This window comes from Ruegeria sp. R14_0 (assembly GCF_017743975.1).
GTDB lineage: Bacteria > Pseudomonadota > Alphaproteobacteria > Rhodobacterales > Rhodobacteraceae > Ruegeria.
On record NZ_JAGHRC010000004.1, the window covers coordinates 420,805 to 444,699 of the forward strand.

22 protein-coding genes are annotated in these 23,895 nt (G+C 58.7%); 9 read left to right on the top strand and 13 right to left on the bottom strand.

Annotated elements, in window-relative coordinates; all coding sequences use genetic code 11:
• Positions 1–7: 7 nt before the first annotated feature.
• Entirely contained in the window at positions 8–1,471 is a 1,464-nt protein-coding gene (locus J7416_RS14220) for a sulfatase-like hydrolase/transferase (protein WP_209225627.1), read from the top strand.
• Between the two features lie 152 nt (positions 1,472–1,623).
• On the opposite strand, the gene J7416_RS14225 is transcribed toward J7416_RS14220, so the two are convergent.
• Together J7416_RS14225 and J7416_RS14230 are read right to left on the bottom strand one after the other, a co-directional pair.
• A complete protein-coding gene (locus J7416_RS14225; protein WP_209225629.1) occupies positions 1,624–3,099 on the bottom strand; it encodes a M81 family metallopeptidase in 1,476 nt (491 codons plus the stop codon).
• 81 nt (positions 3,100–3,180) lie between these two features.
• Positions 3,181–4,782, bottom strand: coding sequence for an ABC transporter substrate-binding protein (locus tag J7416_RS14230; protein ID WP_247744288.1), 1,602 nt, complete (start codon positions 4,780–4,782; stop codon positions 3,181–3,183).
• 19 nt (positions 4,783–4,801) lie between these two features.
• On the opposite strand from J7416_RS14230, the gene J7416_RS14235 reads away from it, so the two are divergent.
• Positions 4,802–5,671: a helix-turn-helix domain-containing protein gene (locus J7416_RS14235; protein WP_209225631.1), complete on the top strand. Its 870-nt coding sequence runs from the start codon at positions 4,802–4,804 to the stop codon at positions 5,669–5,671.
• A gap of 77 nt (positions 5,672–5,748) precedes the next feature.
• Here the strand turns inward: J7416_RS14235 and nagA are convergent, their stop codons facing one another.
• From nagA to J7416_RS14255, 4 genes are read right to left on the bottom strand one after another with little or no spacing between them, the layout of a single operon-like run.
• Positions 5,749–6,882 (bottom strand): N-acetylglucosamine-6-phosphate deacetylase, encoded by a 1,134-nt coding sequence (nagA, locus tag J7416_RS14240; protein WP_209225634.1) that lies wholly within the window; start codon positions 6,880–6,882, stop codon positions 5,749–5,751.
• Positions 6,879–7,907 carry an SIS domain-containing protein gene (locus tag J7416_RS14245; RefSeq protein WP_209225635.1) on the bottom strand — a complete coding sequence of 343 codons (1,029 nt, stop codon included), beginning with the start codon at positions 7,905–7,907 and terminating at the stop codon, positions 6,879–6,881. Before J7416_RS14245 ends, nagA begins: the two co-directional genes overlap by 4 nt.
• A 12-nt stretch (positions 7,908–7,919) precedes the next feature.
• Positions 7,920–8,675 (bottom strand): GntR family transcriptional regulator, encoded by a 756-nt coding sequence (locus J7416_RS14250; protein WP_209225637.1) that lies wholly within the window; start codon positions 8,673–8,675, stop codon positions 7,920–7,922.
• Entirely contained in the window at positions 8,662–9,549 is an 888-nt protein-coding gene (locus J7416_RS14255) for a BadF/BadG/BcrA/BcrD ATPase family protein (RefSeq protein ID WP_209225639.1), read from the bottom strand. Before J7416_RS14255 ends, J7416_RS14250 begins: the two co-directional genes overlap by 14 nt.
• A gap of 160 nt (positions 9,550–9,709) precedes the next feature.
• On the opposite strand from J7416_RS14255, the gene J7416_RS14260 reads away from it, so the two are divergent.
• From J7416_RS14260 to aroQ, 7 genes are all read left to right on the top strand, one after another.
• Positions 9,710–10,633 carry an N-acetylmuramic acid 6-phosphate etherase gene (locus J7416_RS14260; RefSeq protein ID WP_209225641.1) on the top strand — a complete coding sequence of 308 codons (924 nt, stop codon included), beginning with the start codon at positions 9,710–9,712 and terminating at the stop codon, positions 10,631–10,633.
• A complete protein-coding gene (locus J7416_RS14265; protein WP_209225642.1) occupies positions 10,630–11,880 on the top strand; it encodes an ABC transporter substrate-binding protein in 1,251 nt (416 codons plus the stop codon). The genes J7416_RS14260 and J7416_RS14265 overlap by 4 nt, the downstream gene beginning before the upstream one ends.
• 68 nt (positions 11,881–11,948) lie before the next feature.
• Positions 11,949–12,863, top strand: coding sequence for a sugar ABC transporter permease (locus J7416_RS14270; RefSeq protein WP_209225644.1), 915 nt, complete (start codon positions 11,949–11,951; stop codon positions 12,861–12,863).
• Positions 12,864–12,873: 10 nt separating this feature from the next.
• Positions 12,874–13,713 (top strand): carbohydrate ABC transporter permease, encoded by an 840-nt coding sequence (locus J7416_RS14275; protein ID WP_170424048.1) that lies wholly within the window; start codon positions 12,874–12,876, stop codon positions 13,711–13,713.
• Complete coding sequence (locus J7416_RS14280; RefSeq protein ID WP_209225646.1) at positions 13,710–14,744, top strand: Gfo/Idh/MocA family oxidoreductase; 1,035 nt, start codon at positions 13,710–13,712, stop codon at positions 14,742–14,744. The genes J7416_RS14275 and J7416_RS14280 overlap by 4 nt, the downstream gene beginning before the upstream one ends.
• Positions 14,741–15,736, top strand: a complete 996-nt coding sequence (locus tag J7416_RS14285) for an ABC transporter ATP-binding protein (RefSeq protein WP_209225648.1) — start codon at positions 14,741–14,743, stop codon at positions 15,734–15,736. Before J7416_RS14280 ends, J7416_RS14285 begins: the two co-directional genes overlap by 4 nt.
• Positions 15,737–15,870: 134 nt before the next feature.
• Complete coding sequence (gene aroQ / locus J7416_RS14290; protein ID WP_209225650.1) at positions 15,871–16,431, top strand: gamma subclass chorismate mutase AroQ; 561 nt, start codon at positions 15,871–15,873, stop codon at positions 16,429–16,431.
• A gap of 59 nt (positions 16,432–16,490) precedes the next feature.
• Here aroQ and J7416_RS14295 read toward each other — a convergent pair whose 3' ends face one another.
• The 7 genes from J7416_RS14295 to J7416_RS14325 form a co-directional block, all read right to left on the bottom strand.
• Entirely contained in the window at positions 16,491–17,363 is an 873-nt protein-coding gene (locus J7416_RS14295) for an isocitrate lyase/PEP mutase family protein (RefSeq protein WP_209225652.1), read from the bottom strand.
• 7 nt (positions 17,364–17,370) lie between these two features.
• A complete protein-coding gene (locus tag J7416_RS14300; protein WP_209225654.1) occupies positions 17,371–18,645 on the bottom strand; it encodes a TRAP transporter large permease in 1,275 nt (424 codons plus the stop codon).
• Positions 18,642–19,139: a TRAP transporter small permease gene (locus J7416_RS14305; protein WP_209225656.1), complete on the bottom strand. Its 498-nt coding sequence runs from the start codon at positions 19,137–19,139 to the stop codon at positions 18,642–18,644. Before J7416_RS14305 ends, J7416_RS14300 begins: the two co-directional genes overlap by 4 nt.
• 51 nt (positions 19,140–19,190) lie before the next feature.
• The gene (gene dctP / locus J7416_RS14310; RefSeq protein ID WP_209225658.1) at positions 19,191–20,171 is read right to left on the bottom strand and encodes a TRAP transporter substrate-binding protein DctP; all 981 of its coding nucleotides are present in this window, start codon (positions 20,169–20,171) and stop codon (positions 19,191–19,193) included.
• 287 nt (positions 20,172–20,458) lie between these two features.
• On the bottom strand, positions 20,459–21,955 hold the full coding sequence (locus J7416_RS14315; RefSeq protein ID WP_209225660.1) for an aldehyde dehydrogenase (NADP(+)): 1,497 nt from the start codon (positions 21,953–21,955) through the stop codon (positions 20,459–20,461).
• A gap of 10 nt (positions 21,956–21,965) precedes the next feature.
• Positions 21,966–23,114 (bottom strand): fumarylacetoacetate hydrolase family protein, encoded by a 1,149-nt coding sequence (locus tag J7416_RS14320; RefSeq protein WP_209225662.1) that lies wholly within the window; start codon positions 23,112–23,114, stop codon positions 21,966–21,968.
• Positions 23,111–23,893: an alpha/beta hydrolase gene (locus J7416_RS14325; RefSeq protein ID WP_209225664.1), complete on the bottom strand. Its 783-nt coding sequence runs from the start codon at positions 23,891–23,893 to the stop codon at positions 23,111–23,113. Before J7416_RS14325 ends, J7416_RS14320 begins: the two co-directional genes overlap by 4 nt.
• Positions 23,894–23,895 lie beyond the last annotated feature (2 nt).

The following is a 23,895-nucleotide window of genomic DNA, read 5'->3' on the forward strand; positions in this document are numbered from 1 at the left end:
GACTCAAATGGCACAGGCAAACAACCTCATATTATTTGTAACAGACAATCATGCCCGTGATTTTCTGGGAACGGCGAAACATCCAGTCGTGCAGACCCCCAACCTGGATCGCCTGGCCGAACGCGGCATGCGTTTTGCCAATGCCTATGCGACGACAACCCTTTGCTGTCCGTCCCGAGCGGCGATGGCCACTGGTCAATGGCCGCATCAAACCGGGTTTTGGGACAATGCGACGATGTATGACGGCACAGTGCCAACATGGCACCACCGGCTGCGGGATGCGGGCGTACCGGTCACGGCGATCGGCAAGCTGCATTATCGATCGGGCGAGGACGACAATGGATTTACCGAGGAAATCCACACTATGCATGTGGTCGACAAGGTGGGTTCGCCCCTGACCTTGCTGCGCGCGACCGAAGAAGGCGTGCCGACACGGGGTGGCCACAAGGCGATTTATGGAAACGCGGGGCCCGGTGAGACGGATTATCAGATCTATGACCGGCAGATCACCGAGCGCGCAGTGGACTGGCTGCGTGAGAACGCCAACAATCCCGAACCCTGGGTGTTGGTTGTCTCTTATCCCAGCCCACACCCGCCATTCCGGGCGGCGCAGGACATCTGGGACAAGTATACGCCAGACGAAATGCCGTTGCCCGCAACCTGGGATGCGCAGGACCGTTATGACCATCCGGCAATGTCCTATCTGGCACACATGAACCAGCTGCCCGAAGGCATGGACGAAACCTTTGTCCGCAACGCCTATGCCGGTTATTGCGCCCTTATCACCCAGACTGACGCCGAGATCGGCAAGGTGCTTGATGAAGCTGATGCACTTGGCCTGACAAACAGGACGCATATGGCCTATACGTCTGACCACGGCGAGGCGATTGGCGCCCATGGCATTCTCGGCAAGGCCAACCTGTACGAGCATTCCTCGGGCGTGCCTCTGATCCTGGCGGGTCCGGGTCTGCCCACAGGCCAGGTCGTTGAAGACTGCGTGAGCCATGTGGACTTATTTCCCACCATGCTGGACCTCTTTGACGTGGCCGCGACCGAGGCAGATAAGAACCTCCCCGGAAAATCGCTGGTTTCGGTCGCCGAGGGTGCGGTCGAAGCCCGGCCGGGTTTTGCCGAATACCACGCGATGGGCAGCCTGAACTCGAGCTTCCTGATCCGGTTAGGGAACTGGAAGCTGATCTATCATGTCGACATGCCAAATCAGCTGTTCAATCTGACCGAAGACCCTACTGAGGCCCACGACCTGCTGGCGGGCGGCCAGTCTCACCCAAAAGAGACGGACCTTGTGGCTGCCCTTCGGGATATGGTGGATCCCGAAGCGCTGGATGTGCAAAGCAAAAAAGATCAATGGGCGCGTATCGAATTGTTGGGAGGTCTGGAAACGGTCCGCAATTTCGGTTCCATCGCGGCCTCACCTATTCCAGGCAAGAACGTGAAGCTCGAAAAGGTTTGAAGACCCAGCCCAATGGGTGCCACCGGACAATCCTGAAATTCCAGGACGAATCCTGGAGTGTGAGCGCGGCACACGACTAACTTAAGGCAGTGTCAGTTGTGTCAGGCGGCGTCAGGTCTACCGTTTCAGGCAAGCCACAAGGGTTGTGGCATTCATCCGGCTTTTTCCAGGCTTGTGTCCAGAAACGGGTGTTCGACAGCAGGCCAATACGGAAGTTTTCGCTTGGTCAGTGCGATGTCGCGGAATGCGGGTTGGGTTCCACCGGGGCTGGCAACCTGCACGATGTGATCCGAAATCTGGCTGAACGGTCCGTAAAAGTGGAACAGGGATTTCACGACCACAACTGATTTCTCTGCCAGCCGAATACCGACCTGTTCAAATGCTTCGGGGTGGTAAACCTGCACGCGCAGGTCGTTCACAAGCAGGTCAATCTCGCCCGCGAGGCGCAGCCAGACAACCGTCCCCATGGGTTCCAGCCCTGTTCCCAGATGCTGTCCCAGCCCCGTATCGATTCCCATGACAGTCACGTCCAAATCGATTGGATCGCCCGAGACGACGCCCGTCTTACCGCCAAGCCGCACCGTCAGTTTGCTGCCGACGCCCGCATCCTGACAGATACGCACCACGCCGGGGTCCCAGAACAAACCTGTTGCAAAATTGGTCAGCCCACGGGCCAGCATCGCCGCCAGCATATGGGTGGCATCGCCCGGTGCGCCGCCACCGGAATTGTCCCCCATATCCGCCAGCACACTTAAGCCAGGTCTTGTGCCGATCTGATCGAGGGCCTTGGCAATTGGCAGATAATCCGTCGTTACCTCTTCGCGCAGTTCAAAGAAACGCCGGCCCAGGCGCTCTGCCAGTTGTTCAGCTATGTCCGGCTGATCGTCCGTGATGACCAGCATTCGGGCACCAACGTCTTCGACATCTGCCCATGGAAACCCATGACTGAGTGAGACGGAGAGTACGTCGGGCTTGGCCTGAGCTGTGGCCATCTCGGCCACAAAGCTTTTCATGGCCCCTTCTTTGGTCAGATAAAGGCTCACCATGCGCGTATCAAAATACGCCATCCGCGGCGTGATTTCACCAGCATGTGCGCGCTGCGCCAGATCGAACAGTTCAATCGCGCAAGCGGTGGCGTCGTCATGCGGGTATTCCCGGAAGTGTACGATCAGATCGCTGGCTTCCAACATCCTGTCCGTCAGATGTGAATGCAGGTCCAGAGACACTCCGATCGTCGCATCCGGGCATTGGGCGCGGACGCGGGCCAGAATGTCGCCCTCGCAATCTTCGACATGGTCGGCCACCATTGCGCCGTGAAGCTGCAACAGAATGATATCAGCACCACCGCAGTCAGCCAGATCGGACAGAATCTCAGCGCTGAGCGCATCATAGCAACCCCGCGTCGTGGGTCCGGCGGGCTCGGCAATGGCTGTCAGGCTTTCGATAATCTGCCATCCCAGCGACTCGCCCTTGTCGCGCCACACATGCAGCGCCTCGGTCATCAGGTTCGGTGGCTCTTGCGTCGCGGTTCCATGGCGCAGGAAATACTCTTCGAACCCCGACATCGCGGTCGGCATGGTACAGAAGGTATTCGTCTCGGTCGAAAGCGTTGCAATAAAGAGTTTCATAAATGTCCAATCCCCAACACGTTAAGGGATGACTGCACGAGCCATCCCCTGCGCATTCGCGATGCTAGCATAGTCCGACAGTTATTCCGCTTTCCACCAGCGTTCCATAAAGCTGCTACCGTCCAGGTCGAGGTTCGAGCCGAACTTCTCGGGTGTTCCGACGGTTGGGCGCGTGGCAAAGACGTATGATGCGAACATCGGGATCGCAACGCCGCCTTGATTTGCGACGATTTCCTGCATCTCGCCATACATCTGCCGGCGCTTCTCGCTGTCCAGCTCGGCGCGGGCTTCGACCAGCAGCGCGTCGAACTTTTCGTTGGACCAGAAGGATTCGTTCCAGGCGACGCCCGATTGGAAGGCCAATGAGAACATCAGATCCTCGACCGGACGTCCGGCCCAATAGCTGGCGCACCAGGGCTTTTTCGTCCAGACCTCGGACCAGTAGCCATCGTTGGGTTCCCGTTTGACCGACACGTTGATCCCGCATTTCGCCGCCGAATTTGAAATCAGCGTGGCCGCGTCCACAGCACCCGGGAAGGCGGCGTCAGAAGTCGAAAGCTCAACATCCAGCGAGTCGAGCCCGGCCTGCTTCAGGTAAAACTTCGCCTTGTCCGGGTCGAAGGTCTTTTGCTCCAGCTCGGCATTAAAATACTTCTGCCCCGACCCAATTGGGTGGTCGTTGCCAACCTGCCCATAGCCGAGCAGTATCTTGTCGACCAATTCCTGCCGGTCGATACCCCATTTGATCGCTTGCCGGACATTGTTGTCATCAAACGGAGCAGCGTTGGTCAGCATCGGGAAAGAATAGTGCTGCGTACCGGCAACCGAATGCAGTGTGACATTGGGGTCCCGGGAAATGAACTTGGCGGTTTTGGGGTCTACCTTGTCCGCAACGTCGATTGTTCCTGCGGACAGCGCTGCCATACGTGCGGTAGTGTCCAGCAGCACCAGCAGTTTCCACTCATCAACATGCGCAACATCTGGGTTCCAGTGGTTGGCGTGCCGGATCAGGTCAGCCGAAATCCCCGGTTGGAAATCCTTGAGCTGATAAGCGCCACAGCCAATGCCGGAACGCCAGTCGATGCTATCGCCATCAGCCGGCAGAATTGCAAACCGGTAGTCACTGAGAATGGCCGGGAAATCCGCGTTGCCGCCTTCCAGTTCGAATACGATGGTTTGCGGGCCATCCGCGCTGAGCGTCTTGACACCAGCCAACAAAGGCGCCCCAGTCGAGGTCGATTTTTCACCCCGATGATAGTTGATCGAGGCGATCACATCGTCGGCTGTTACGCTGCGGCCATTGTGGAACTCGACCCCGTCGCGCAGGGTGAACGTCCAGACGGATGCGTCCGGTGACGCCTCCCAGGATTGTGCAAGCGAGGGCTGAACATTGCTGTCGGCATCGATCGCGGTCAGGAAGCCGTTTACCCCAAGGCTGAGCGGGATCAGGAAGCCAGCAGCAATCTGGCCGGGATCAAGCTGTTCCGTCGACCCTCCATGGCCAATACCGGCAACCATGCTGCCACCTTTTTTGGGTGCGGCGGCAAGAGCCCGATCCGCCAGCAGGGTTGCCGCGCCAACGGTCATGCCGGTCGCCAGCACCCCGCGCATGAACTGACGGCGATCGACCTGACGCATTTGCAGGCGCTGCTCCATCTGCCGGACGTATTGAAGTTTATCCATCGGTTGACCTCCCCTGGGCATGGCTTTGTTGCGCGCAGGATTGCGTACCGAATTTAGCTTAACAATAACGCCAGATTATGCTTTCTTTAGCGAGTTTAAGCGCAGCGGCTTCGGATCTACCATGCAAAAAAACCTGGCAACCAATCTGCGTTACCTTTGCGCCGACTACCCGTCTGTTGCGTCAGTGTGCCGGGATATCGGCATCAACCATCAGCAATTCGCAAAGTACCTCAGTGGTCGCAGCACACCCTCGCCGAACAACCTGCGCCGTGTCTGCCGTTTCTTCGACATCGATGAGAATATCCTGTTAGGTGACCCAGAGGATTTGCGCCGTCACACAACCCGCCTTGCCAAAACAGACGCTGATCGACGGAGGGACCCGCTGACCGATGTGTTTCCGGGTGATCTGCAAAGGCTGAGGCCGCTGCTGGGGTCCTACCAGGTCTTCTTCCGGGCACCGAACGATCCGACCAAGGCGATCATCAACGTTGCCTTTTTGGATGAACGGGACCGCATGGTTTATAGCCGGGTGATCGAAGCCCTTGGCGACACCAGAACGAAAACTCGCCGCTGGACACGATGCGATGGCAAAGCGGCCCATCGCGCGGGCCAGATATTCGTCGTGGATTCTGAGCGCGGCCCGGAGGCCTCGCTATGCCTTTACATCCTGAACAAACCCCATCGCGACAAGTCGGGCCTTCTGTTCGGCACGATGTCTTATCTGGCATCGCTGTCAGGGCGCACGCCGACCTCATCCCCTGTCGTCTGGAAAAAGGTCGAGAGCTACCGCTCGGTCCGGGAACTGTTTTCAAGCTGCGGAGAGGTTGATTTGAACAGTAACCGGCTCGACCTCAAGGTTCGTCAGCACCTTAAATCCGCGGTGGAATAGCCAATCCGGGTCGCTGGCCACGCTTCAAGGTCTCTGTGATCCCTGAGAGCTTTACGATCAATGGGGCGACGTATGACCTATTGCGAAACCGGTCTGACTTCGGACAGATCAGGCGCTATCCGTATTAAATGTGAGAGTGTCGGTTTGAGGTCGTCGCTTGCGTTGGCGATCATTCGATGCGGGACGCTGGTGGCTGCGGCAAGCGCCTCGGCAAGCGGAACGCCAACCTGTTCTGTCAGAACCTGTATCGCCTTGGTCAGGCACAAATCAGCTCCGGCCAGAGTTCCATCCTGCAAAGTCAACCTGCCGTTCTCTCGCCGGATCAAACGGCCCTCAAGGTGGAATTCCGTTTGTGACGTGCCGGCGACCGCCATTGCGTCACTGACAAGGAAAACCCGGCCCGGCCCGCGCTTGGCCGCCCAGGCGGCGCGCATCGTGTCAGGGTGAACGTGGATGCCGTCCGCAATCAACCCCGCCGACATTGATCCGCAGGAGAGAGCAGCGCCGACTAAACCCGGCTCGCGGCTGCCAAGCTGGCTCATCGCGTTGAACAAATGCGTGGCGCATTGGGCCCCGGCTTTGGCGAAGGCCATGCAGGTCTCAAACGGTGCGTCCGTGTGGCCCAGCGAAACGATCACTCCGGCGCGGGTCAATGCGTCGACCTGATCCGGAGTGGTGTTTTCGGGGGCCAGCGTGACCATCAAAGCAGGCAGGTGTTTCGCAGCCCAGAGTATGGCGTCCAGATCCTCTGGCTGCATAGGGCGGATCAGGGCCGCATCATGTGCCCCTTTGCGTCTCTCGGACAGATGGGGGCCTTCCAGATGCAGCCCCGCGATGCCCGGAACACCGGCCCGAACGGCCTCGACCGCAGCATCAATGGACGCCCGGGTTTTTTCAGGCGTATCCGTTATCAGCGTCGGCAGGATTCGCGTTGCACCCAACCCCCGGTGGGCCGTGGCGATCTGCGCCAGAGTATCAACGGACGGGTCGTCGTTGAACATCACCCCTCCTCCGCCATTGACCTGCAGGTCAACATAGCCGGGGCTGAGAATATGACCCGCCAGATCCTCGATAGGATCATCGCGCGCTATCTGATGTTCGGGCACCAACGCGTCGAAAACGCCGTCTCGGAACCGCGCCGCGTACCCGTCATGCAATTCCGTGCCGTCAAATATCGGGCCGCCTGCAAAGGTGATCGAAGGACCGGTCATATCGTTTCCGTCACTTTTTTCAGATGGCGAGGCGTGTCGGGATCAATGCCTCGGTTTGCGGCGACTTTTTCGACCATTCCGTAAAACGACACGATTGTCGGAATGGGATCAGTCATCCAATGAGAGGTCCGAACATGTGGCAACTGCGTCGCGCGTTTCACTCGGGTGGTCGTGGCAAAGACTTCGGCGCCCTTTGCGGCCAGCTCATCCGCGACCTCAGCCAGATTGGCCTCAGCCGCATCACCGGATGCCAGTGCCAGAACAGGAAAGCCCTGATCAACAATGGAAACGGGGCCGTGCAGCACCTCGGCCGCCGAATAACTTTCCGCGTGAATCTGGCACGTTTCCTTGAACTTCAACGCGGCTTCGTTCGAGATCGCCAAGGACAGGCCGCGTCCCAAAGTGAAAAGCGAGCGACCGTCGACAGCATCCGCCACGACGCTCCAGTCACAAGCGATGGCCGCTGACAGACTGTCGGGAAGGCCATGAATCGCACGCAGCAGCTGATCATCGCGCTTGACTTGCGCGATGAGCCATAGCCCCGCAACCAGTGAAGTGACGAAGGTCTTGGTCGCCGCCACGCTCAATTCGGGACCGGCGTGAATTGGCAGGGTCGCAGTGGCCGCCTCGGCCAGAGCAGATGTGGTGTTGTTCGTAATCGCGACCGAATAGGCGCCTCCGGAAGTCACCGACTGCGTCAGTTGGACGATGTCCGGGCTTTGTCCCGATTGCGAAACCGAAACACAGATGGCGTCGTCGCAACGCATGTCGACGCCATAGATGGATTTGACCGATGGCCCAACCGACGCCATCGGCAACCCCAACAACAGCTCTGAGGCATATTTCAAAAAATTGCAGGCATGGTCCGACGACCCCCGCGCAACCGAGATCAGGAAACGCGGATCGCGGGCACGGATTTCGTCGGCGGTTTGTGCAATCACGCCCGAGCCTTCAGTCAAAAGGCGGTCTACGGCGTCGGGTATCTCATTGATTTCCCGCCGCATTTGAGTGGTTTTGTCAGACATTATCTCAGGCTTTCAGTTTGACAGGCGCAGTTCAGCCACAAAGTCATAGGCGTCGCCGCGATAGATTGAGCGTGTCAGTTCTGCGACCCGCCCACTTTCCAGATAAGACGTACGTTGAATCCGAAGCCCGGCCGACCCTTCTGCAACATCCAGCAGCTCCGCCTCGGGGGCTTCAAGATTGATGGCCGAGATCTTTTGGATCGCGCGGACCGGTCGATAACCGGCCTGTTCGAGAACAGCATAAAGCGATCCCGTCACTTCGGTCGGGTTTGGCAGGATATCGAGCGGCAGCGCTGCTTTTTCCAACGCCATCGGCCGACCTCCGGCCTCGCGAAGGCGGTGGATTCTTGCGACCTGTTCGTTGGCAGACAAACCCAACGCCATCATCTCTTCTGGCGACGGTAGGAAAATCCCGCGCTCCAGCCATGTCGAGGTCGTATTGAGCCCGCGCCGCTCCATGTCTTCGGTGAAGGATGTCAGGTGGGACAGGGATTGTTCGACCTTCGCGACGGGCTCGCGGACAAACGAACCAGACCCCTGCCGTTGCTCGATTGCGCCCTTGCGCACCAGTTCCTGAATAGCCTTGCGCACAGTCACGCGCGACAGGTCGGTCAGCTCGGCGATCTCTCTTTCAGGCGGCAGTGAACTGTTAGGCGGCAGGATGCCGTCCGCGATCCCTTGTTCAAGACGCTGACGGAGCTGCACGTACCGCGGGCCTGAACTTTGCCCCAACCATCCTTCCGGGCGCAGGAAATCAGCTACATTCATGTTCGATTTCCTCCTGATACGCCTGCGCCAATGCAAGTGCACCCGACAGTGGGTCGCCCAGGGGCTGAAGCAATACAGACTGCATGCCCGGGGGCAGATGTGGCGCGTAACAGGGGCCGATGCCGCCTGTCAGACATATCGGCATCTCCGCGTCCCACCCCATTTTCGTCATCATGCCGGTAAGATAGTCCGCCCCATCCTGCAGGACGGAAAGGGCCAATTCGTCGCCACGATCAGAGTACTCGGTCACCAATGGTGCGAGGGCTCCAAATTCGGACGGGGTCATCTGAGCCGCGGCTTTGACAATTCCTGCGGCCCCGCCATATCGCGACAACAGATCCTGCGCCAATTGCGAAGGGCCGGTCACGTCATCCATATATTCCAGCGCTTTGGACAGCGAGCGTTTGCCGACCCATTGCGCAGAAGCCTGATCACCAAGAACTGGGCCCCAGCCGCCAGCGAACCTTTTCTGGCCGTCCTTTTGCATCGCAATAAAGGACCCCGTTCCGCAATGGGCGATAAACCCATCTCTGGGCCCCAGTGCGCCGCGCAGGGCCGCGGCCCGATCATCTTCGATCCGAACGTGCTGAAATGGCAATGCTGCCGCAAGCTTTTCGGCGATTGCCTCGCCCGTTATTCCGGCCAAGCCCAGATACGCACGCGCTTGCGCAAGCTCGTCCAGAGACAAGCCCGACTGCACCGCCAAAGCTTTGAGGCCGCGCTGCAATTCGGTGCAAGCGGCACTGAAATCTGTGGACACATTTGCCGCGCCCATCTCAACCCGATGCGTCGCGCTGCCGTCGGAAACCGCAAGGCGGCAACGCGTCCCGCCCCCATCAGCGGCCAGAATCAGGTATTTCGATGCGTGAGCCATATAAATACCTTTATAATACCTTTCGGCATTTTAGAAGTCCTAAATGCGACCACAGCGTCAATATCCATCCCGAAATACCGGGAAAACGGTCCATAAAATTATTTGGTAGACTAATGGTATCTAAAAGGTATGATATTGAAAGCTCTTGGGGGAGAATCACGTGAACACGCCTGCAACGGAACAACTGCATCAGGACGCGACTGGGCTAGACACCCGTCCTCTTGCAGAGGTGGCCCACCTGCTGGCGCAGTCGCAGGCCGCAGCAGCACAAGCGACCCTGGATGCCATTGCGCCGATTTGCGGGGGGGCAACGGCGATGGCCAATACGATCCGGTCTGGCGGCAAACTTCGCTACCTCGCTGCTGGATCATCCGGCCTTATGGCAGCCTCGGATGCGTTAGAACTTGGGGGGACATTCTCAATCCCTCCTTCACAGATCCGTATCCATATGGCCGGCGGATTACCAACCACGGCGGAAATGCCGGGCGATGTAGAGGATGCAGTTGACGGTCTTACGGATGAGCTGGCTGATATGGACGCCGCAGACACGCTGATCGCTGTCTCGGCTAGCGGCACTACGCCCTACACTGTCGCCGCCGCAAAACTGGCGCGTGACAGGGGAACACCGGTGATCGGAATTGCAAACAACGCAGGTTCGCAATTGCTGAAACTTGCAGATCATGCCGTGCTGCTGGCGACGCCCCCTGAATTGATTTCAGGTTCGACCCGCATGGGCGCCGGAACGGCACAGAAAATCGCCCTTAATATGCTGTCTACGCTGATGGCGGTCGCACTTGGCCACGTTCAGGATGGTATGATGATCAATCTGCGGGCAGACAACGACAAGCTGCGCGCGCGGGCCAACGGGATCGTCTGCCAACTGACCGGCGTGACGCCCGAGCGCGCTGAAGCTGCGTTAAAGACTGCAGGCGGCAACCTAAAATGCGCAGCGCTTGTCGCCGCTGGCGCAGGATCGGCAGAGGATGCCCAAGCGCTATTGGACGAAACAAGCGGGCATCTGCGCCCTGCGATGAAACGGCTGAACCAAAACAAAGAAACTATCAACCTGGGAGAAACCAAATGAAACGCAAAGTTCTGAGCCTGGCTCTGATGGGCACAGCGCTGGCCACAAGCGCCTATGCGCAAGAGGCGACGCTGACAATTGAAAGCTGGCGCAACGATGACCTCGCCCTGTGGCAGGAGAAAATCATTCCGGCCTTTGAGGCGGCAAATCCGGGCATCAAGGTCGTGTTTTCTCCGTCCGCCCCTGCAGAATACAACGCCGTTCTGAACTCTAAGCTCGAAGCCGGATCAGCCGGTGATCTGATCACCTGCCGCCCCTTCGACGCGTCGCTTGCGCTTTATGAGGCCGGTCACCTGACCGACCTGTCCGATCTGGAAGCTATGGGCAACTTCTCGGACGTGGCCAAATCCGCATGGCAGACCGACGATGCATCCGCCAGCTTCTGCGTACCGATGGCATCGGTGATCCACGGCTTCATCTATAACAAAGATGCGTTCAACGAACTGGGTATCGAAGTTCCGACCACCGAGGCCGAGTTCTTTGCCGCGCTGGACAAGATCAAGGAAGACGGCACTTATATCCCGATGGCAATGGGTACCAACGACCAGTGGGAAGCCGCGACGATGGGCTATAACAACATCGGCCCGAACTACTGGAAAGGTGAAGAAGGTCGTCTGGCCCTGATCAAGGGTGAACAGAAACTGACCGACCCACAATGGATTGCACCGTATGCGACGCTGGCCAAGTGGGGCGCGTATCTGGGCGACGGGTATGAGGCGCAGACCTATCCCGACAGCCAGAACCTGTTCACGCTGGGCCGCGCTGCGATCTATCCGGCAGGCAGCTGGGAAATCGCAGGCTTCAACACGCAGGCCGATTTTGAGATGGGTGCCTTCAAACCGCCGGTCCAGAATGCCGGTGACACCTGCTATATCTCGGACCACACCGATATCGGGATCGGCATGAATGCCGCAAGCGAAAACCAAGAGGCCGCCCGGACCTTCCTGTCTTGGGTCGCCAGCCCGGAATTTGCAAGCATCTTTGGCAATGCGGTTCCCGGTTTCTTCCCGCTCTCGAACACTCCGGTCGAGTTGGAAGACCCTCTGGCCAAGGAAATCGTAGGGTGGCGTGATGAGTGTGAAAGCACGATCCGTTCGACCTATCAAATCCTGTCGCGTGGCACACCGAACCTCGAAAACGAAACCTGGGGCGCATCCGTCGCGGCCATCAAGGGCACTGAAAGCCCCGAGGCTTTGGGCCAGCAACTGCAGGATGGTCTGGCCACCTGGTACGCGCCGCATCAGTAAAACCTGAACCACGCACACCGGACGCGGCCACCCGCGTCGCGTCCGGCACCTTTTCCCCGGAGATTCCCATGCAGACCCGCCGCATACGCTGGCACATTGCCGTTTTCCTCGCCCCCGCGGTGCTGGTCTACACGGCGGTGATGATCTTCCCCTTGTTCAACACGCTGCGCCTCGCACTGTTTACCGAGGTCGATCAGACGCGCATCTACGTGGGCTTGCAGAATTTCCGCACCCTGTTCTTTGATCCGATCTGGTCGGAACAGTTCTGGAACGCCTTGGGCAACAACTTCTGGTTCTTCCTGATCCATATGCTGGTCCAGAACCCAATTGGCGTTGCTCTGGCCGCCTTGCTGTCACATCCGAGATTGCGTTTCGCTGCGCTTTATCGTTCGGCGATATTCATCCCGACAATCCTGAGCTTTGTGATCGTGGGGTTTGCCTGGAAACTGATCCTGTCTCCGCTGTGGGGGATCGCGCCCTCTATGCTGGATGCGGTTGGCCTGAAATCCCTGTTCGCGCCTTGGCTGGGCAAGGAAGAGTACGCCCTGACCACGCTCGCGCTGGTGTCAGTTTGGCAATTCGTCGGCATTCCGATGATGCTGATCTATGCGGCGCTGCTGTCGATCCCCGAGGAAATCCTGGAAGCGGGAGAGATCGACGGCATCACCGGGGCCTCTGCCTTTTGGAAGATCAAGCTGCCGCTGATCCTGCCCTCGATCGGGATCATCTCAATCCTCACATTTGTGGGCAATTTCAACGCGTTTGACCTGATCTACGTCTCTCAGGGCGCGCTGGCAGGGCCGGATTTCTCGACCGATATCCTTGGCACGTTCATGTACCGCACCTTCTTTGGCTTCCAGCTGCAACTGGGTGACCCGCATATGGGTTCTGCCATCGCAGGGGCCATGTTCGCGATCATCCTTGTGGGTGTCTGCATCTACCTCTTCGGCATCCAGACCCGGATGCGCCGGTATCAGCTGTGAGGGTCAAGTGATGAACAAAGCACGCCATAACCCGCTGAACACCGCCGCGATGCACGGGGCGTTGATCCTCTACACGCTGATCGCTCTATTCCCGGTCTTTGTGATCATCATCAACAGCTTCAAGACCCGCCGCGCCATCTTTCGCGAACCGCTCGCCCTGCCCGATGCCGAGAGTTTCTCGCTGATCGGTTATCAGACCGTGATGAAGCAAGGGGATTTCTTCCTCTATTTCCAGAACTCGCTGATCGTCACCGTGGTGTCGCTGGCCTTCATTCTGCTGTTTGGGGCTATGGCTGCCTTTGCGCTGAGCGAATATCGCTTCAAGGGCAACCTGATCATGGGCCTCTATCTGGCGCTGGGTATCATGATCCCGATCCGCATCGGCACGGTCGCGATCCTGGAAATGATGGTCGCGACCGGTTTGGTCAACACGCTTTGGGCGCTGATCCTCGTCTACACCGCACAAGGCCTGCCGCTGGCCGTGTTCATCCTGTCCGAGTTCATGCGGCAAGTCTCGGACGATCTGAAAAACGCGGGCCGGGTTGATGGGCTGTCCGAATACACGATTTTCTTCCGACTGGTCTTGCCGCTGGTTCGACCCGCGATGGCAACTGTTGCCGTCTTTAACATGATCCCGATCTGGAACGATCTGTGGTTCCCGCTGATCCTTGCCCCGGCTGAGGAAACCAAAACGCTGACGCTGGGCAGTCAGGTCTTCATCGGCCAGTTCGTCACCGACTGGAACGCGGTTCTGTCGGCGCTGTCGATGGCAATTCTACCGGTACTGGTGCTCTACGTTATCTTCTCGCGCCAACTGATCCGCGGCATTACGTCAGGAGCTGTCAAATGACCCGAGTTCTGATCGCTGGCCTTGGTAATATGGGCCTGAGCCATGCACTGGCCCACCACAACCATCCAGACGCCCAGATCGTGGGACTGGTGAACCGGTCCGGGCGCGTAGACCATCCTGATCTGTCGGCCTATCCGGCCTATTCGGATTTTCACGCTGCTTTGGCCGAGACAAAACCGGACCTGGTGGTCATCGCGACCTATTCTGACAGCCACGCTGACTTTGCCTGCGCCGCGATGGAGGCAGGTGCGCATGTCTTTGTCGAAAAACCGCTGGCAACCACGGTGACCGACGCCAAGCGCGTTGTCGCCAAAGCCATCGAGACCAACCGCAAACTGGTCATCGGCTATATCCTGCGGCACCACCCGTCCTGGATACGCCTGATCGCTGAGGCGCGGGGTTTGGGTGGGCCATATGTGTTTCGCCTGAACCTGAACCAGCAATCCTCGGGCGCCGAGTGGGAAACGCACAAGGCGCTGATGCAGACCACATCACCCATCGTCGATTGCGGTGTGCACTATGTCGACGTGATGTGCCAGATCACGGACTCGGATCCTGTGCGGGTGCATGGAATGGGTCTGCGGCTGAGCGATGAGATCGCCGAGGACATGTACAACTACGGTCAGTTTCAGGTGATCTTCGAGGACGGCTCGGTCGGCTGGTACGAGGCTGGCTGGGGGCCAATGATGTCCGAAACCGCGTTCTTCGTAAAAGACATCGTCTCGCCCAACGGATCAGTTTCGATCACCGACGGCAACAAGGGCGCATCGGCCGATATCGACGGCCACACCAAGGTCGGCGGCATTCTGGTCCACCGCCCCGACGGCGACCAGACAATCGATATGCCCGATGAACCCGGCCATCAGGAGCTCTGCGATGCTGAACAAGCCTATATGCTGCGCGCCATCGCCGAAGATATGGACCTGACCCGCCACATGAATGACGCCGTGCAATCGCTGGCCATCTGTCTGGCCGCAGACGAAAGTATCCGCACCGGCCAACCCATTACGCTGAAAGAGGCACGCAAATGACCGCCCTGACGCTTACGAACGTGAACAAGTCCTTCGGGACTGTCGAGGTTCTGAAAGACATCAATATCGAAGTGGAAGACGGCGAATTCGTTGTTTTCGTCGGCCCCTCGGGTTGTGGCAAGTCGACCCTTCTGCGTGTCATCGCAGGGCTCGAGGATGTGACCTCGGGCGAGGTCCGCATTGGTGGCGAGGTGATGAACCTAACCCCGCCCTCAAAACGCGGGATCGCGATGGTGTTCCAAAGCTACGCGCTCTACCCGCATCTCAACGTGCGCAAGAACATGTCGCTGGCGCTGAAGCAGGAAGGTCAGAGCAAGCAGGTCATCGAAGAGCGTGTCGCCAAGGCCAGCAAGATGCTGAATCTGGAACCCTATATCGACCGCTACCCGTCCGAGCTGTCTGGCGGCCAACGCCAACGCGTCGCTATTGGCCGTGCCATTGTGCGCGAACCCAAACTGTTCCTGTTCGATGAACCCTTGTCCAATCTGGACGCGGCCTTGCGCATGAACACACGTCTGGAGATTGCCAACCTGCACCAGCAGCTTGATGCCTCGATGATCTACGTGACCCACGACCAGACCGAGGCCATGACACTTGCCGACAAGATCGTGGTGCTGCGCGACGGGCGCGTTGAGCAGGTCGGAAGCCCGATGGACCTGTATAACAACCCCGCCAACCAGTTTGTGGCCGGGTTCCTTGGCGCGCCGTCGATGAATTTCTTTCCCGCCAGCCTGATTGGCGAGAGTGCAGGCATTACCACCGGCATTCGCCCCGAGGACCTGTTTCTGTCTGACGATGGACCGGTGGCTGCAAATGTCACCCATGTCGAGCATCTGGGTGGCGACACCAATGTGATTGCCATGATGCAGGATCACCAGATCACCGCCCGCCTGTTCGGACAGCATCAGGTGGATACCGGTCAGGCCATCCGGTTTGGATATTCACCAAGCAAGGTCTATCGCTTCGATCCCCAAGGGGAACGATTGGAGTAACAGCATACTACCCAGCCGTGTTGCCTGGCTGCATCTGGCAGGATTGCCAGCGGCTGCGCGTTTTTGCGCTTGGATGAGTGCTTGTGAACTGCGAAAAGCAGGTTTCAGCCACCGTCGTAAATGGGATGCACCAAGTGATCGACTATATGAACCGGAATCTGCGGTCGAAACCTGTTCTGGCACTCTGCTTTCTGCTGCTTGGCAGCGTGCAGGTCAGTGCTGACGTAGACGACTTGTTCGGATCAATACACGAGCGTTTGACCTGGATGAAAGGTGTCGCGGCGTGGAAGCATGAGAATGCGGTCGCCGTGGAAGACCTTGAACGTGAGGCCGTTGTGCTGAAAGCCGCTGTGGATGCCGCGCAGGAACTGGGTCTGTCCGGACCAAGTGTAGTCGCCTTCTTTCAGGCACAGATCGACGCTGCAAAAGCCATCCAGGAATGTTGGATCGAGCAGTGGGAGGCCGGTGGCAGCGCCCCGGAAGAAGCCCCTGACCTGGTGACGGAAATCCGGCCCGAACTGCTTCGTCTGGGCAATCAGGTGCTGGCGACCCTTGCCGAAGAAATCACTCAAAACGGAGCGATCGACGAACCAGACCGAGAAAGCTTTGAAACGACCGTCTCAATTGAATGTCTGGATAATGAAGCCCGGTCTGACATTTTCGGCGGGTTGAAACAGGTCGATTTGGCGAATTGAGCCCCAAAGTTTGTTGGCAGGATCAATCACAGTCAGTTGCAAAGGGCGCCATGCTCGGGTCACCGCTTGGACGTCGCGTATTTCTCGGACTCGCTGTAGTAGTCGTCGAATCCAATCCGTTGCCGTAGCTCTGCGAAATCCATCCGACCAGGGCGTTCGTCGCTCTGCATGGACCTGAGGCAGGTCACCATCGCCTGCATCGCTGCGGCCATCAGCGACAGCGGGTAGGCTGCGATGGAATAGCCGATGTCTTGCAATACAGCGTTGGGCAAGTCGGGTGTTTCGCCACCTTCGACAATATTGGCCATTTGCGGAAGTGGCACGGCGCTGCAAATCTCGCGCATTTCTTCTTCGCTGCGAGGCGCTTCAACGAACAGAATGTCTGCTCCGATTTCCGCGAACTTCTCGGCGCGGGCAATCGCTTCGCCAAGCCCGTGATCATGTCGCGCATCAGTACGCGCCAGGATCAGGATGTCGCCCCCGTTTGCCCGAAGATCCTCGCGCGCGTCAACGGCGGCGCGAATACGGTCGAACGCTTCGTCCCGCCCCACAACGGCCTTGCCGGGTGTATGCCCGCAGCGCTTGGGGGCAAGTTGATCTTCGATCATGACGGCTGCGCATCCCGCGCGGGCGAACCCTTCGACAGTGCGGCGTACATTCATGGCGTTGCCGTACCCCGTATCGCCATCGCCGATCAGAGGGATATCAACCGCGCCGGCAATATTGCGGGCCTGATCAATGACTTCGCCATAGCTCATGAGACCCAGATCAGGCGCCCCGATGCGGCTGGCCGAAGCGCCAAATCCCGACATGAATGTCAGCGCATACCCTTCCTGCGCGATCAGTTTTGCGGACAGCGCATCAAAGCAGCAAGGCATGATGTGGCACTGATCCTGCTGCAAAAGATGGCGTAGTTTCGCGGCCTGGGTCATGACGGTTCTACCATTTGAAAGGGATATAAAGGGCTAGGTCCGGCACCATATAGAGAACAGCAACCGTCACCAGCATTAGCAGCAGGAAAGGCCACACGCCACGGGCCACCTCGCCCAGCGAGACGCGCGCAACGGCCTGTATCACGTAAAGGTTCAACCCGACGGGTGGTGTGATCAGCGCGCACTCCACCATGATCACCATGAAGATCCCGAACCAGATCGGATCAAACCCAAGGCCCGTTGCGGCAGGCAACAGAACGGGGGTCATGATCAGGATCATTGAAAGCGCTTCGAAGACGAGGCCCATCAACAGCAACACAACGCAGACCAGCAGGATGAAGACCACCGGCCCCTCGATGTTGGCGGCAATGAACGCCGAGATGTCCTGCGGAATCCGATAAAGCGCGATTGCCTTTCCGAACACCTTGGCCCCCGCGACGATCAGCAAGATGGCTGTCGTGGTTACGGCACTTTCCTTGACGGCGTCCCAAAATGCAGCCCATGTCAGGGTCCGCAGCCAGAATACGGTGATTAGGATGGCAGCCGCAAAGCCCACCGCGGCCGCCTCGGTCGGAGTGAACGCACCGGAATACAGCCCGAGCACGATCAGCAGGGCCAGCGCAAAGGACGGAAGCGCCCGCATCGAACTGCGCATCCTTTGCTGCATGTCCGCTTTTTCAACCGGAACGTAGTTCGGTGACAAACGCGCATGAATCATTGCGAACAGTACAAAGAGTGCCACCAGCAACAACCCCGGGCCGATGCCCGCAAGAAACAGGGCAATGACTGACTCTTCGGCCACAAAACCGAAGACGATCATGGGTATGGATGGGGGGATCAGAATGCCCAGCGTTCCACCTGCAGCGAGCAGGCCATAGACAAAGCGCTTGTCATAGCCCCGGTTAACCATCTCTGGGATTGCGACCGTCCCGATGGTGGCAGCAGTGGCGACCGATGAACCTGAGATCGCGGCAAAAAGACCGCAGCTGAGGATCGTTGCCACGGCCAGCCCACCCGGCCAGTGCCCGACCCAGGCCTGCACAGCTGCAAACAGATCGCGCCCCACTCCGCCCTTCAACAAGACGTTGGACATCAGCAGAAAAAGCGGCACCGCGAGAAGGATGAAACCGTCCAGAGTGGACAGCACCGCCTGAGGTGCCATAAGGGGCGAGAAGCCTCCGAGCAGCAGCATGCCAAGCCCGAGGCCACCCAAGGCAAAGGCAACGGGCACGCCGATCAGCAGCAGCCCAAAAAGGCAGGCCAGTATGATGAGAACCGTCATTCGTGGCTACCGCCCAAAGATGAGATATGTTCCGTACGCAAAGACAAAAGTTCGACCACGGCCTGGGCCGTAACCAGCACGAACCCAACTGGAACCGACAATTCGGCCACCCAGCTTGGAAGATCCAACAGCGACCCGGTGGTACGTCCGCGGTCCCAGCTGTCGAAAAAGATCTCCCACCCCCAAAACGCAACGATTGCCGAAAAGGCGATCAGGACCATCAGGGAAATCGCGACGCATATCTTTTGCGTCTTTGCTGGCATCAGGGCTGTGAGCGCATTCACGGTGATATGGCGGCGCATGTTCAGCACCCACCCCAAGGACAGCAGGCACCCCCAGATCAGGCACAGCTGGCTCAGCTCTGCAGCCCAAATGGTCGGTTTGATAAAAAAGTACCGGGCGATGACCTCATAGGTCAGCATCGCGCCCGTCGCAGCCATCAGGCACGCACCAAGCAGTCCGGCAAAGCGGGATATGGTGGTTATCAAGTGCATCAGGATCGTCCGCGGGCGCAACGCGCAAGACGCCGCCCGCTGCTCAACACATCAGTTTCCAGCGGCGCTTAGGGCTTTTTGCCCGGCTTCCCCGGCAGCGTCCAGATAGGCGTCGTAGACGGGTTGCGCGACGGCCTTCCATTGAGCCAGCTCATCCTCTGTCAGTTCCACGACGGTCATCCCGTTTTCTTGGGCGGCGGCATAGGCTTCGGCCTCGATCGCGGCCATCTTGTCGCGAACATCTGCCTGCGCAACAGCGGCAGCTTCAGCGATGTGAGCGCGGTTTTCTTCTGACAGCCCGTTCCACCAGTCGCTGTTGACGACCACAACGAATTCAATGTCCGCATGGTTCGTTACGGTGATCGTATCCATCACCTCCCACAGTTTGCGGGACTTTACGCCGGATACGCCGGTCATGCCCACGTCAACCGTTCCGCGCTGGTAGGCCAGGTACTGTTCCGAACCTGAAATCAGGGTCGGCGCGCCGCCCGCAGCGGTCACAAAGTCGCCTAGCGTTTTGCCAAAGACCCGAACCTTCTTGCCTTCCAGATCAGCAGGGGTGCGGATCGGTTCGCCATTCGACAGCATGATGGCACCGCCATAGGCCTGCCAGAACAAAACCTGCCCTCCGGTTTTCTCGATCTCGGCTTCGATGATTTCGCGCACATCCGCGCCTTCAGCGACGGCCGCGCGCACCTTGTCTTCGCTGTTGAACAGGAAGGGCATATAGAAGACATCCACTACCGGCGCATCGCCAACATAGCGGGTCAGTGACGCGACACCGGCCTCGATTGCGCCAGAGCCAACCGCAGCAGGAACTTCCTTATCCTTGTAGAGTGTCGCGCTGTCATAGATTTCAACGTCGATCGCGCCACCTGTGCGTTCTTCGACTTCCTTCTCGAACAGCACCAGATTCTGCCCCAAATGGCTTTTGAGCGGCAACTGCAGTGAAATCCGCATCTTTTCCTGCGCGACAACGGCAGACGCAGATAACGCCACGGCGAGCGCGGCTCCTACAAAGTGTTTAACCATTTTCTCCTCCCAATTGCGACGTAATCTCTGATCAGAAGTAATGCCTTGCGCCTTGTGGGGCGTAGCAGCTTACGATCTCCCTTAGTATCACTTTAATACTAATGACATTCGAAACGTCAACAATTTCAGTCCCTTCCAGCGGCCGAAGCTGCCTTCCATTCGCATCAAGAGGTGGTTTCATCCTTGTTTCGACTGGTCCAACGCCAAACGTCCTGTTTAACGTGAACGCCGTCTGATCATCGCAGGTATGACAGCCCCACTAAATGCGAAGCTGCCACTGGGTTTGTTCAGACACTTATGTTGATCTCTTCCGGCAGGTTCTGGTAGCAGACGGGCCGCAGGAACCGGCGGATCGAAAGTGTACCTACACTCGTCGCCCCGAAGTTGGTCGAGGCCGGGTATGGACCGCCATGGACCATCGAGTCGGCAACCTCGACGCCGGTCGGAAAGCCGTTGAACAGAACCCGCCCGGCTTTGCGTTCAAGGATAGGCATCAACGTTGCGGCTGCCTTGGCGTCAGCCTGCTCCATGTGGACGGTTGCGGTTAGCTGTCCTTCAAGCCCGCGTGCGAGTGGAGCGAAAGCGTCGACATCCTTGGCCACAACCACCACGCCCAGCGGGCCGAAAACCTCATGCGACAAGACGGGGTTGGCCTGAAAGACCTCGGCCGAGGTTCGGTAAAGAAACGCGCCAGCCTGACGATTTTCTGCTGTGCCGGAAACCACTGCCTCCACCGCGGGTGTCGACGCGATCCGATCACGTCCATCGCAAAACGCCTGCGCAATTCCGTCCGTCAGCATCGTTTGAGGGGCCGTATCCTGCAAAGCTGCAGCGGCTTGTGCGATAAATTCCTCTGCCTCCGGGCCTTCGGGCAAAAGGGCAATGCCGGGGTTGGTGCAAAACTGCCCGGCCCCCATGGTCAGGGACGCGGCCCAACCCCGCGCGATGTCGGCACCACGGGACTTTAAGGCACCGGGCAGTATGAACATCGGGTTGACCGACCCCAGCTCGCCGAAAAACGGAATGGGCTCGTCACGAGCGGCGCAAAGGTCAAACAAAGCGCGACCACCGCGCAACGATCCTGTGAAGCCAACTGCCTTGATGAACGGATTCTGAACCAGCGCGCCACCAACAGCGACGCCGCCATCCTGCACGAAACTGAAGACGCCCGGATGCAGGTCCAGAGCCTGTCGCGCCGCATCCACAGCCTCGGCCACGATCTCGCCCGTGCCGGGATGCGCCGGGTGGCCTTTGACCACTACCGGGCATCCCGCAGCAAGCGCGGCTGCGGTATCCCCGCCTGCGGTTGAAAATGCCAATGGGAAGTTCGATGCGCCAAAGACGGCAACCGGACCGATGGGGCGCTGCACCATTTTCAGGTCCGGACGGGGCAAGGGCTGACGATCAGGCAAAGCCGCGTTGTGGCGGTAGTCTAGGTAGCCTCCATCGCGAATATGTTGCGCGAACAGGCGCAACTGACCGGTTGTGCGCCCGCGCTCACCCTCAAGCCGCGCCGCCGGAAGCCCGGTTTCAGAGACGCCGATTTCCGTGATGTCCGCGCCGCGTTTTTCGATCTCATCGGCAATACGTTCCAGAAAAACCGCGCGCTCTTCACGCGTGGAATACCCATAGGACCAAAAGGCGTCCTCGGCAGCTGCGCAGGCTTTTTCCACCAATTCCGGTGTCCCTGCCGAGTAGGTTTTGGCGTCTCCGGTCGCGGGTGAAGACTGAAAGCTGCCTTCTCCGGCCATCCATTCACCTGCAATCAGGCTGTTTCCATTCATGTCAATTTCCTTAGATCAGTTTGCGTGCAGCAAGGTTTTTCATCAACGCGCTCGTGCCAAAGACCCATGGCGGGCATTCGGTCGAAAGGCGCACGGTATTGGCCAGAGTTCCCAGCATTGGATTCGATATTTTGACAAGATCACCCATCTTGTGCGTAAAGCCGCCACCGGGCGTGTCCCGGTCCTGCGTAGGAGCAAAAAGCGTACCCAGCATAAGGAAGAAACCGTCTGGGTATTGATGGTGCGCGCCGCGGGCCTGTCCCACAAGGTCCGCCGGATCGCGGCTGATTTCAGCCATCGAACTGGTTCCGTGCATTTCAAACCCTTCCTCGCCAGTGACTTTCAGGGTGAGTTCGGCCTGTCGAACGTCGTCCAGACCAAAGCTGTCGTCAAACAACCGCAGCATTGGACCAATGGCGCATGAGGCATTGTTGTCCTTGGCCTTGCCCAGCAGCAGGGCCGAGCGCCCCTCGACATCGCGCAGATTCACATCGTTGCCCAAGGTCGCCCCCTTGATACGGGCGGCACTGTCGACGGCCAGAACCACTTCGGGTTCGGGGTTGTTCCAGGTTGAGATCGGGTGCAGCCCGATGCTGGCCCCAAAACCCACCGCTGACATCGCTTGCGATTTGGTGAATACCTCGGCATCCGGGCCGATACCGACTTCAAGGTATTGCGACCACACATCTTCTGCGATCAGGGCGTCTTTCAGCGCCATCGCCTTGTCCGATCCGGGCACGACATCGCGCAGACTATCACCCAGGATCTCGGTACAGCGGGCGCGGATGGAGTCCGCTTTGGCCGGGTCACCCTTGGCCTTTTCCTCGATCACGCGTTCAAGCATCGAGGACACGAAGGTGACGCCGCAAGCCTTGATCGGTTGCAAGTCAGAGGGTGCCAAGAAGTAGGGTTTCGTAGGGTCCGGTGTTTCCGTGGAATTGGCGGCGACTTCATCGACGCTGCCAATCACTGCGCCACTTGCCGCCCGCGTTATCGCTGCCGGATCGTCAAGTTCCAAGAGCGCCTGCATCGTTGGCAATTCTGCCGAGGTGATATCAACCAGCTGGTTGCCGCGCCGCACAACCAACGCAGGGCCTTGGGCTTCGGGCAGCCAGATTCGACCGACGAAGGTACCGGTGTCAGGTAAGTTCAGTTTCATTTGGTGTTTCCCAGAGCGTAGAGTTTGGACAAAAGCAACTCGGCCTGATCGCAGGCGGCCCATGTCAGAGACATATGGTCTGCGCCGTCGATCACGTGCCAACCGGCGTTGTCGGGTTGCGACATCAGCGCGCCGCCGCGCAGGTATTCAGGCGTTTCAGCGCTGCCGTTGATGTAAAGAGCAGGCGGACGTTCTCCCGTGGGAGACAGGGTGAAGTCCTCCACGTCCTCTGGCGTCAACTGCAGTTCGGATTGCAAGAACGACAACGGCACCGGGGCAAGATCATACACCCCGCTCAGCGACAGGACCCCAAGCGTTTGTTCGGCCAGTGCGGCATCTGACATTGCAGAGAGCGCCAGATGCGCACCGGCAGAATGCCCGACAAGCACGAAGCGTGCAGAAGGAAAGGTCTGAGCCAGCTTCCGAAGACCCGCCTTGGTGTCTGCCACGACATCTGCCAATCGAACGTCTGGCATCAGGCGGTATTCCATGTTGGCCACCGCCGTTCCGGCCGCCAAAAACGCAGGGATCATGAAGCGATGCGTTTCAGCCTGAAGCGCTCGCCAATAGCCACCGTGTATGATCACCGGCAGCACAGTCTGTGGCCCGGTCCCCTCGGTCCATTCGACCCATTGGCGCGGATGATCGCCATAAGTCGCGCGTGTGAATCGCAACCGTTGCGCAACGGCGTCGCTGTCTTCTGTCATGCGCTCCAAAGCCGCCGAGAAATCGGGGATGATCTCGGAAAACTTGAACTGACGATCCCAAAAGACCTGCATGT

What these genes read in the sequence shown, in the direction of transcription:
- J7416_RS14220 (WP_209225627.1), top strand. Translation starts at nt 8, where the DNA reads ATGGCACAGGCAAACAACCTCATATTATTTGTAACAGACAATCATGCC.
- J7416_RS14225 (WP_209225629.1), bottom strand. Translation starts at nt 3,099, where the DNA reads ATGAAACTCTTTATTGCAACGCTTTCGACCGAGACGAATACCTTCTGT.
- J7416_RS14230 (WP_247744288.1), bottom strand. Translation starts at nt 4,782, where the DNA reads ATGGATAAACTTCAATACGTCCGGCAGATGGAGCAGCGCCTGCAAATG.
- J7416_RS14235 (WP_209225631.1), top strand. Translation starts at nt 4,802, where the DNA reads ATGGCTTTGTTGCGCGCAGGATTGCGTACCGAATTTAGCTTAACAATA.
- nagA (WP_209225634.1), bottom strand. Translation starts at nt 6,882, where the DNA reads ATGACCGGTCCTTCGATCACCTTTGCAGGCGGCCCGATATTTGACGGC.
- J7416_RS14245 (WP_209225635.1), bottom strand. Translation starts at nt 7,907, where the DNA reads ATGTCTGACAAAACCACTCAAATGCGGCGGGAAATCAATGAGATACCC.
- J7416_RS14250 (WP_209225637.1), bottom strand. Translation starts at nt 8,675, where the DNA reads ATGAATGTAGCTGATTTCCTGCGCCCGGAAGGATGGTTGGGGCAAAGT.
- J7416_RS14255 (WP_209225639.1), bottom strand. Translation starts at nt 9,549, where the DNA reads ATGGCTCACGCATCGAAATACCTGATTCTGGCCGCTGATGGGGGCGGG.
- J7416_RS14265 (WP_209225642.1), top strand. Translation starts at nt 10,630, where the DNA reads ATGAAACGCAAAGTTCTGAGCCTGGCTCTGATGGGCACAGCGCTGGCC.
- J7416_RS14270 (WP_209225644.1), top strand. Translation starts at nt 11,949, where the DNA reads ATGCAGACCCGCCGCATACGCTGGCACATTGCCGTTTTCCTCGCCCCC.
- J7416_RS14275 (WP_170424048.1), top strand. Translation starts at nt 12,874, where the DNA reads ATGAACAAAGCACGCCATAACCCGCTGAACACCGCCGCGATGCACGGG.
- J7416_RS14280 (WP_209225646.1), top strand. Translation starts at nt 13,710, where the DNA reads ATGACCCGAGTTCTGATCGCTGGCCTTGGTAATATGGGCCTGAGCCAT.
- J7416_RS14285 (WP_209225648.1), top strand. Translation starts at nt 14,741, where the DNA reads ATGACCGCCCTGACGCTTACGAACGTGAACAAGTCCTTCGGGACTGTC.
- J7416_RS14295 (WP_209225652.1), bottom strand. Translation starts at nt 17,363, where the DNA reads ATGACCCAGGCCGCGAAACTACGCCATCTTTTGCAGCAGGATCAGTGC.
- J7416_RS14300 (WP_209225654.1), bottom strand. Translation starts at nt 18,645, where the DNA reads ATGACGGTTCTCATCATACTGGCCTGCCTTTTTGGGCTGCTGCTGATC.
- J7416_RS14305 (WP_209225656.1), bottom strand. Translation starts at nt 19,139, where the DNA reads ATGCACTTGATAACCACCATATCCCGCTTTGCCGGACTGCTTGGTGCG.
- dctP (WP_209225658.1), bottom strand. Translation starts at nt 20,171, where the DNA reads ATGGTTAAACACTTTGTAGGAGCCGCGCTCGCCGTGGCGTTATCTGCG.
- J7416_RS14315 (WP_209225660.1), bottom strand. Translation starts at nt 21,955, where the DNA reads ATGAATGGAAACAGCCTGATTGCAGGTGAATGGATGGCCGGAGAAGGC.
- J7416_RS14320 (WP_209225662.1), bottom strand. Translation starts at nt 23,114, where the DNA reads ATGAAACTGAACTTACCTGACACCGGTACCTTCGTCGGTCGAATCTGG.
- J7416_RS14325 (WP_209225664.1), bottom strand. Translation starts at nt 23,893, where the DNA reads ATGCAGGTCTTTTGGGATCGTCAGTTCAAGTTTTCCGAGATCATCCCC.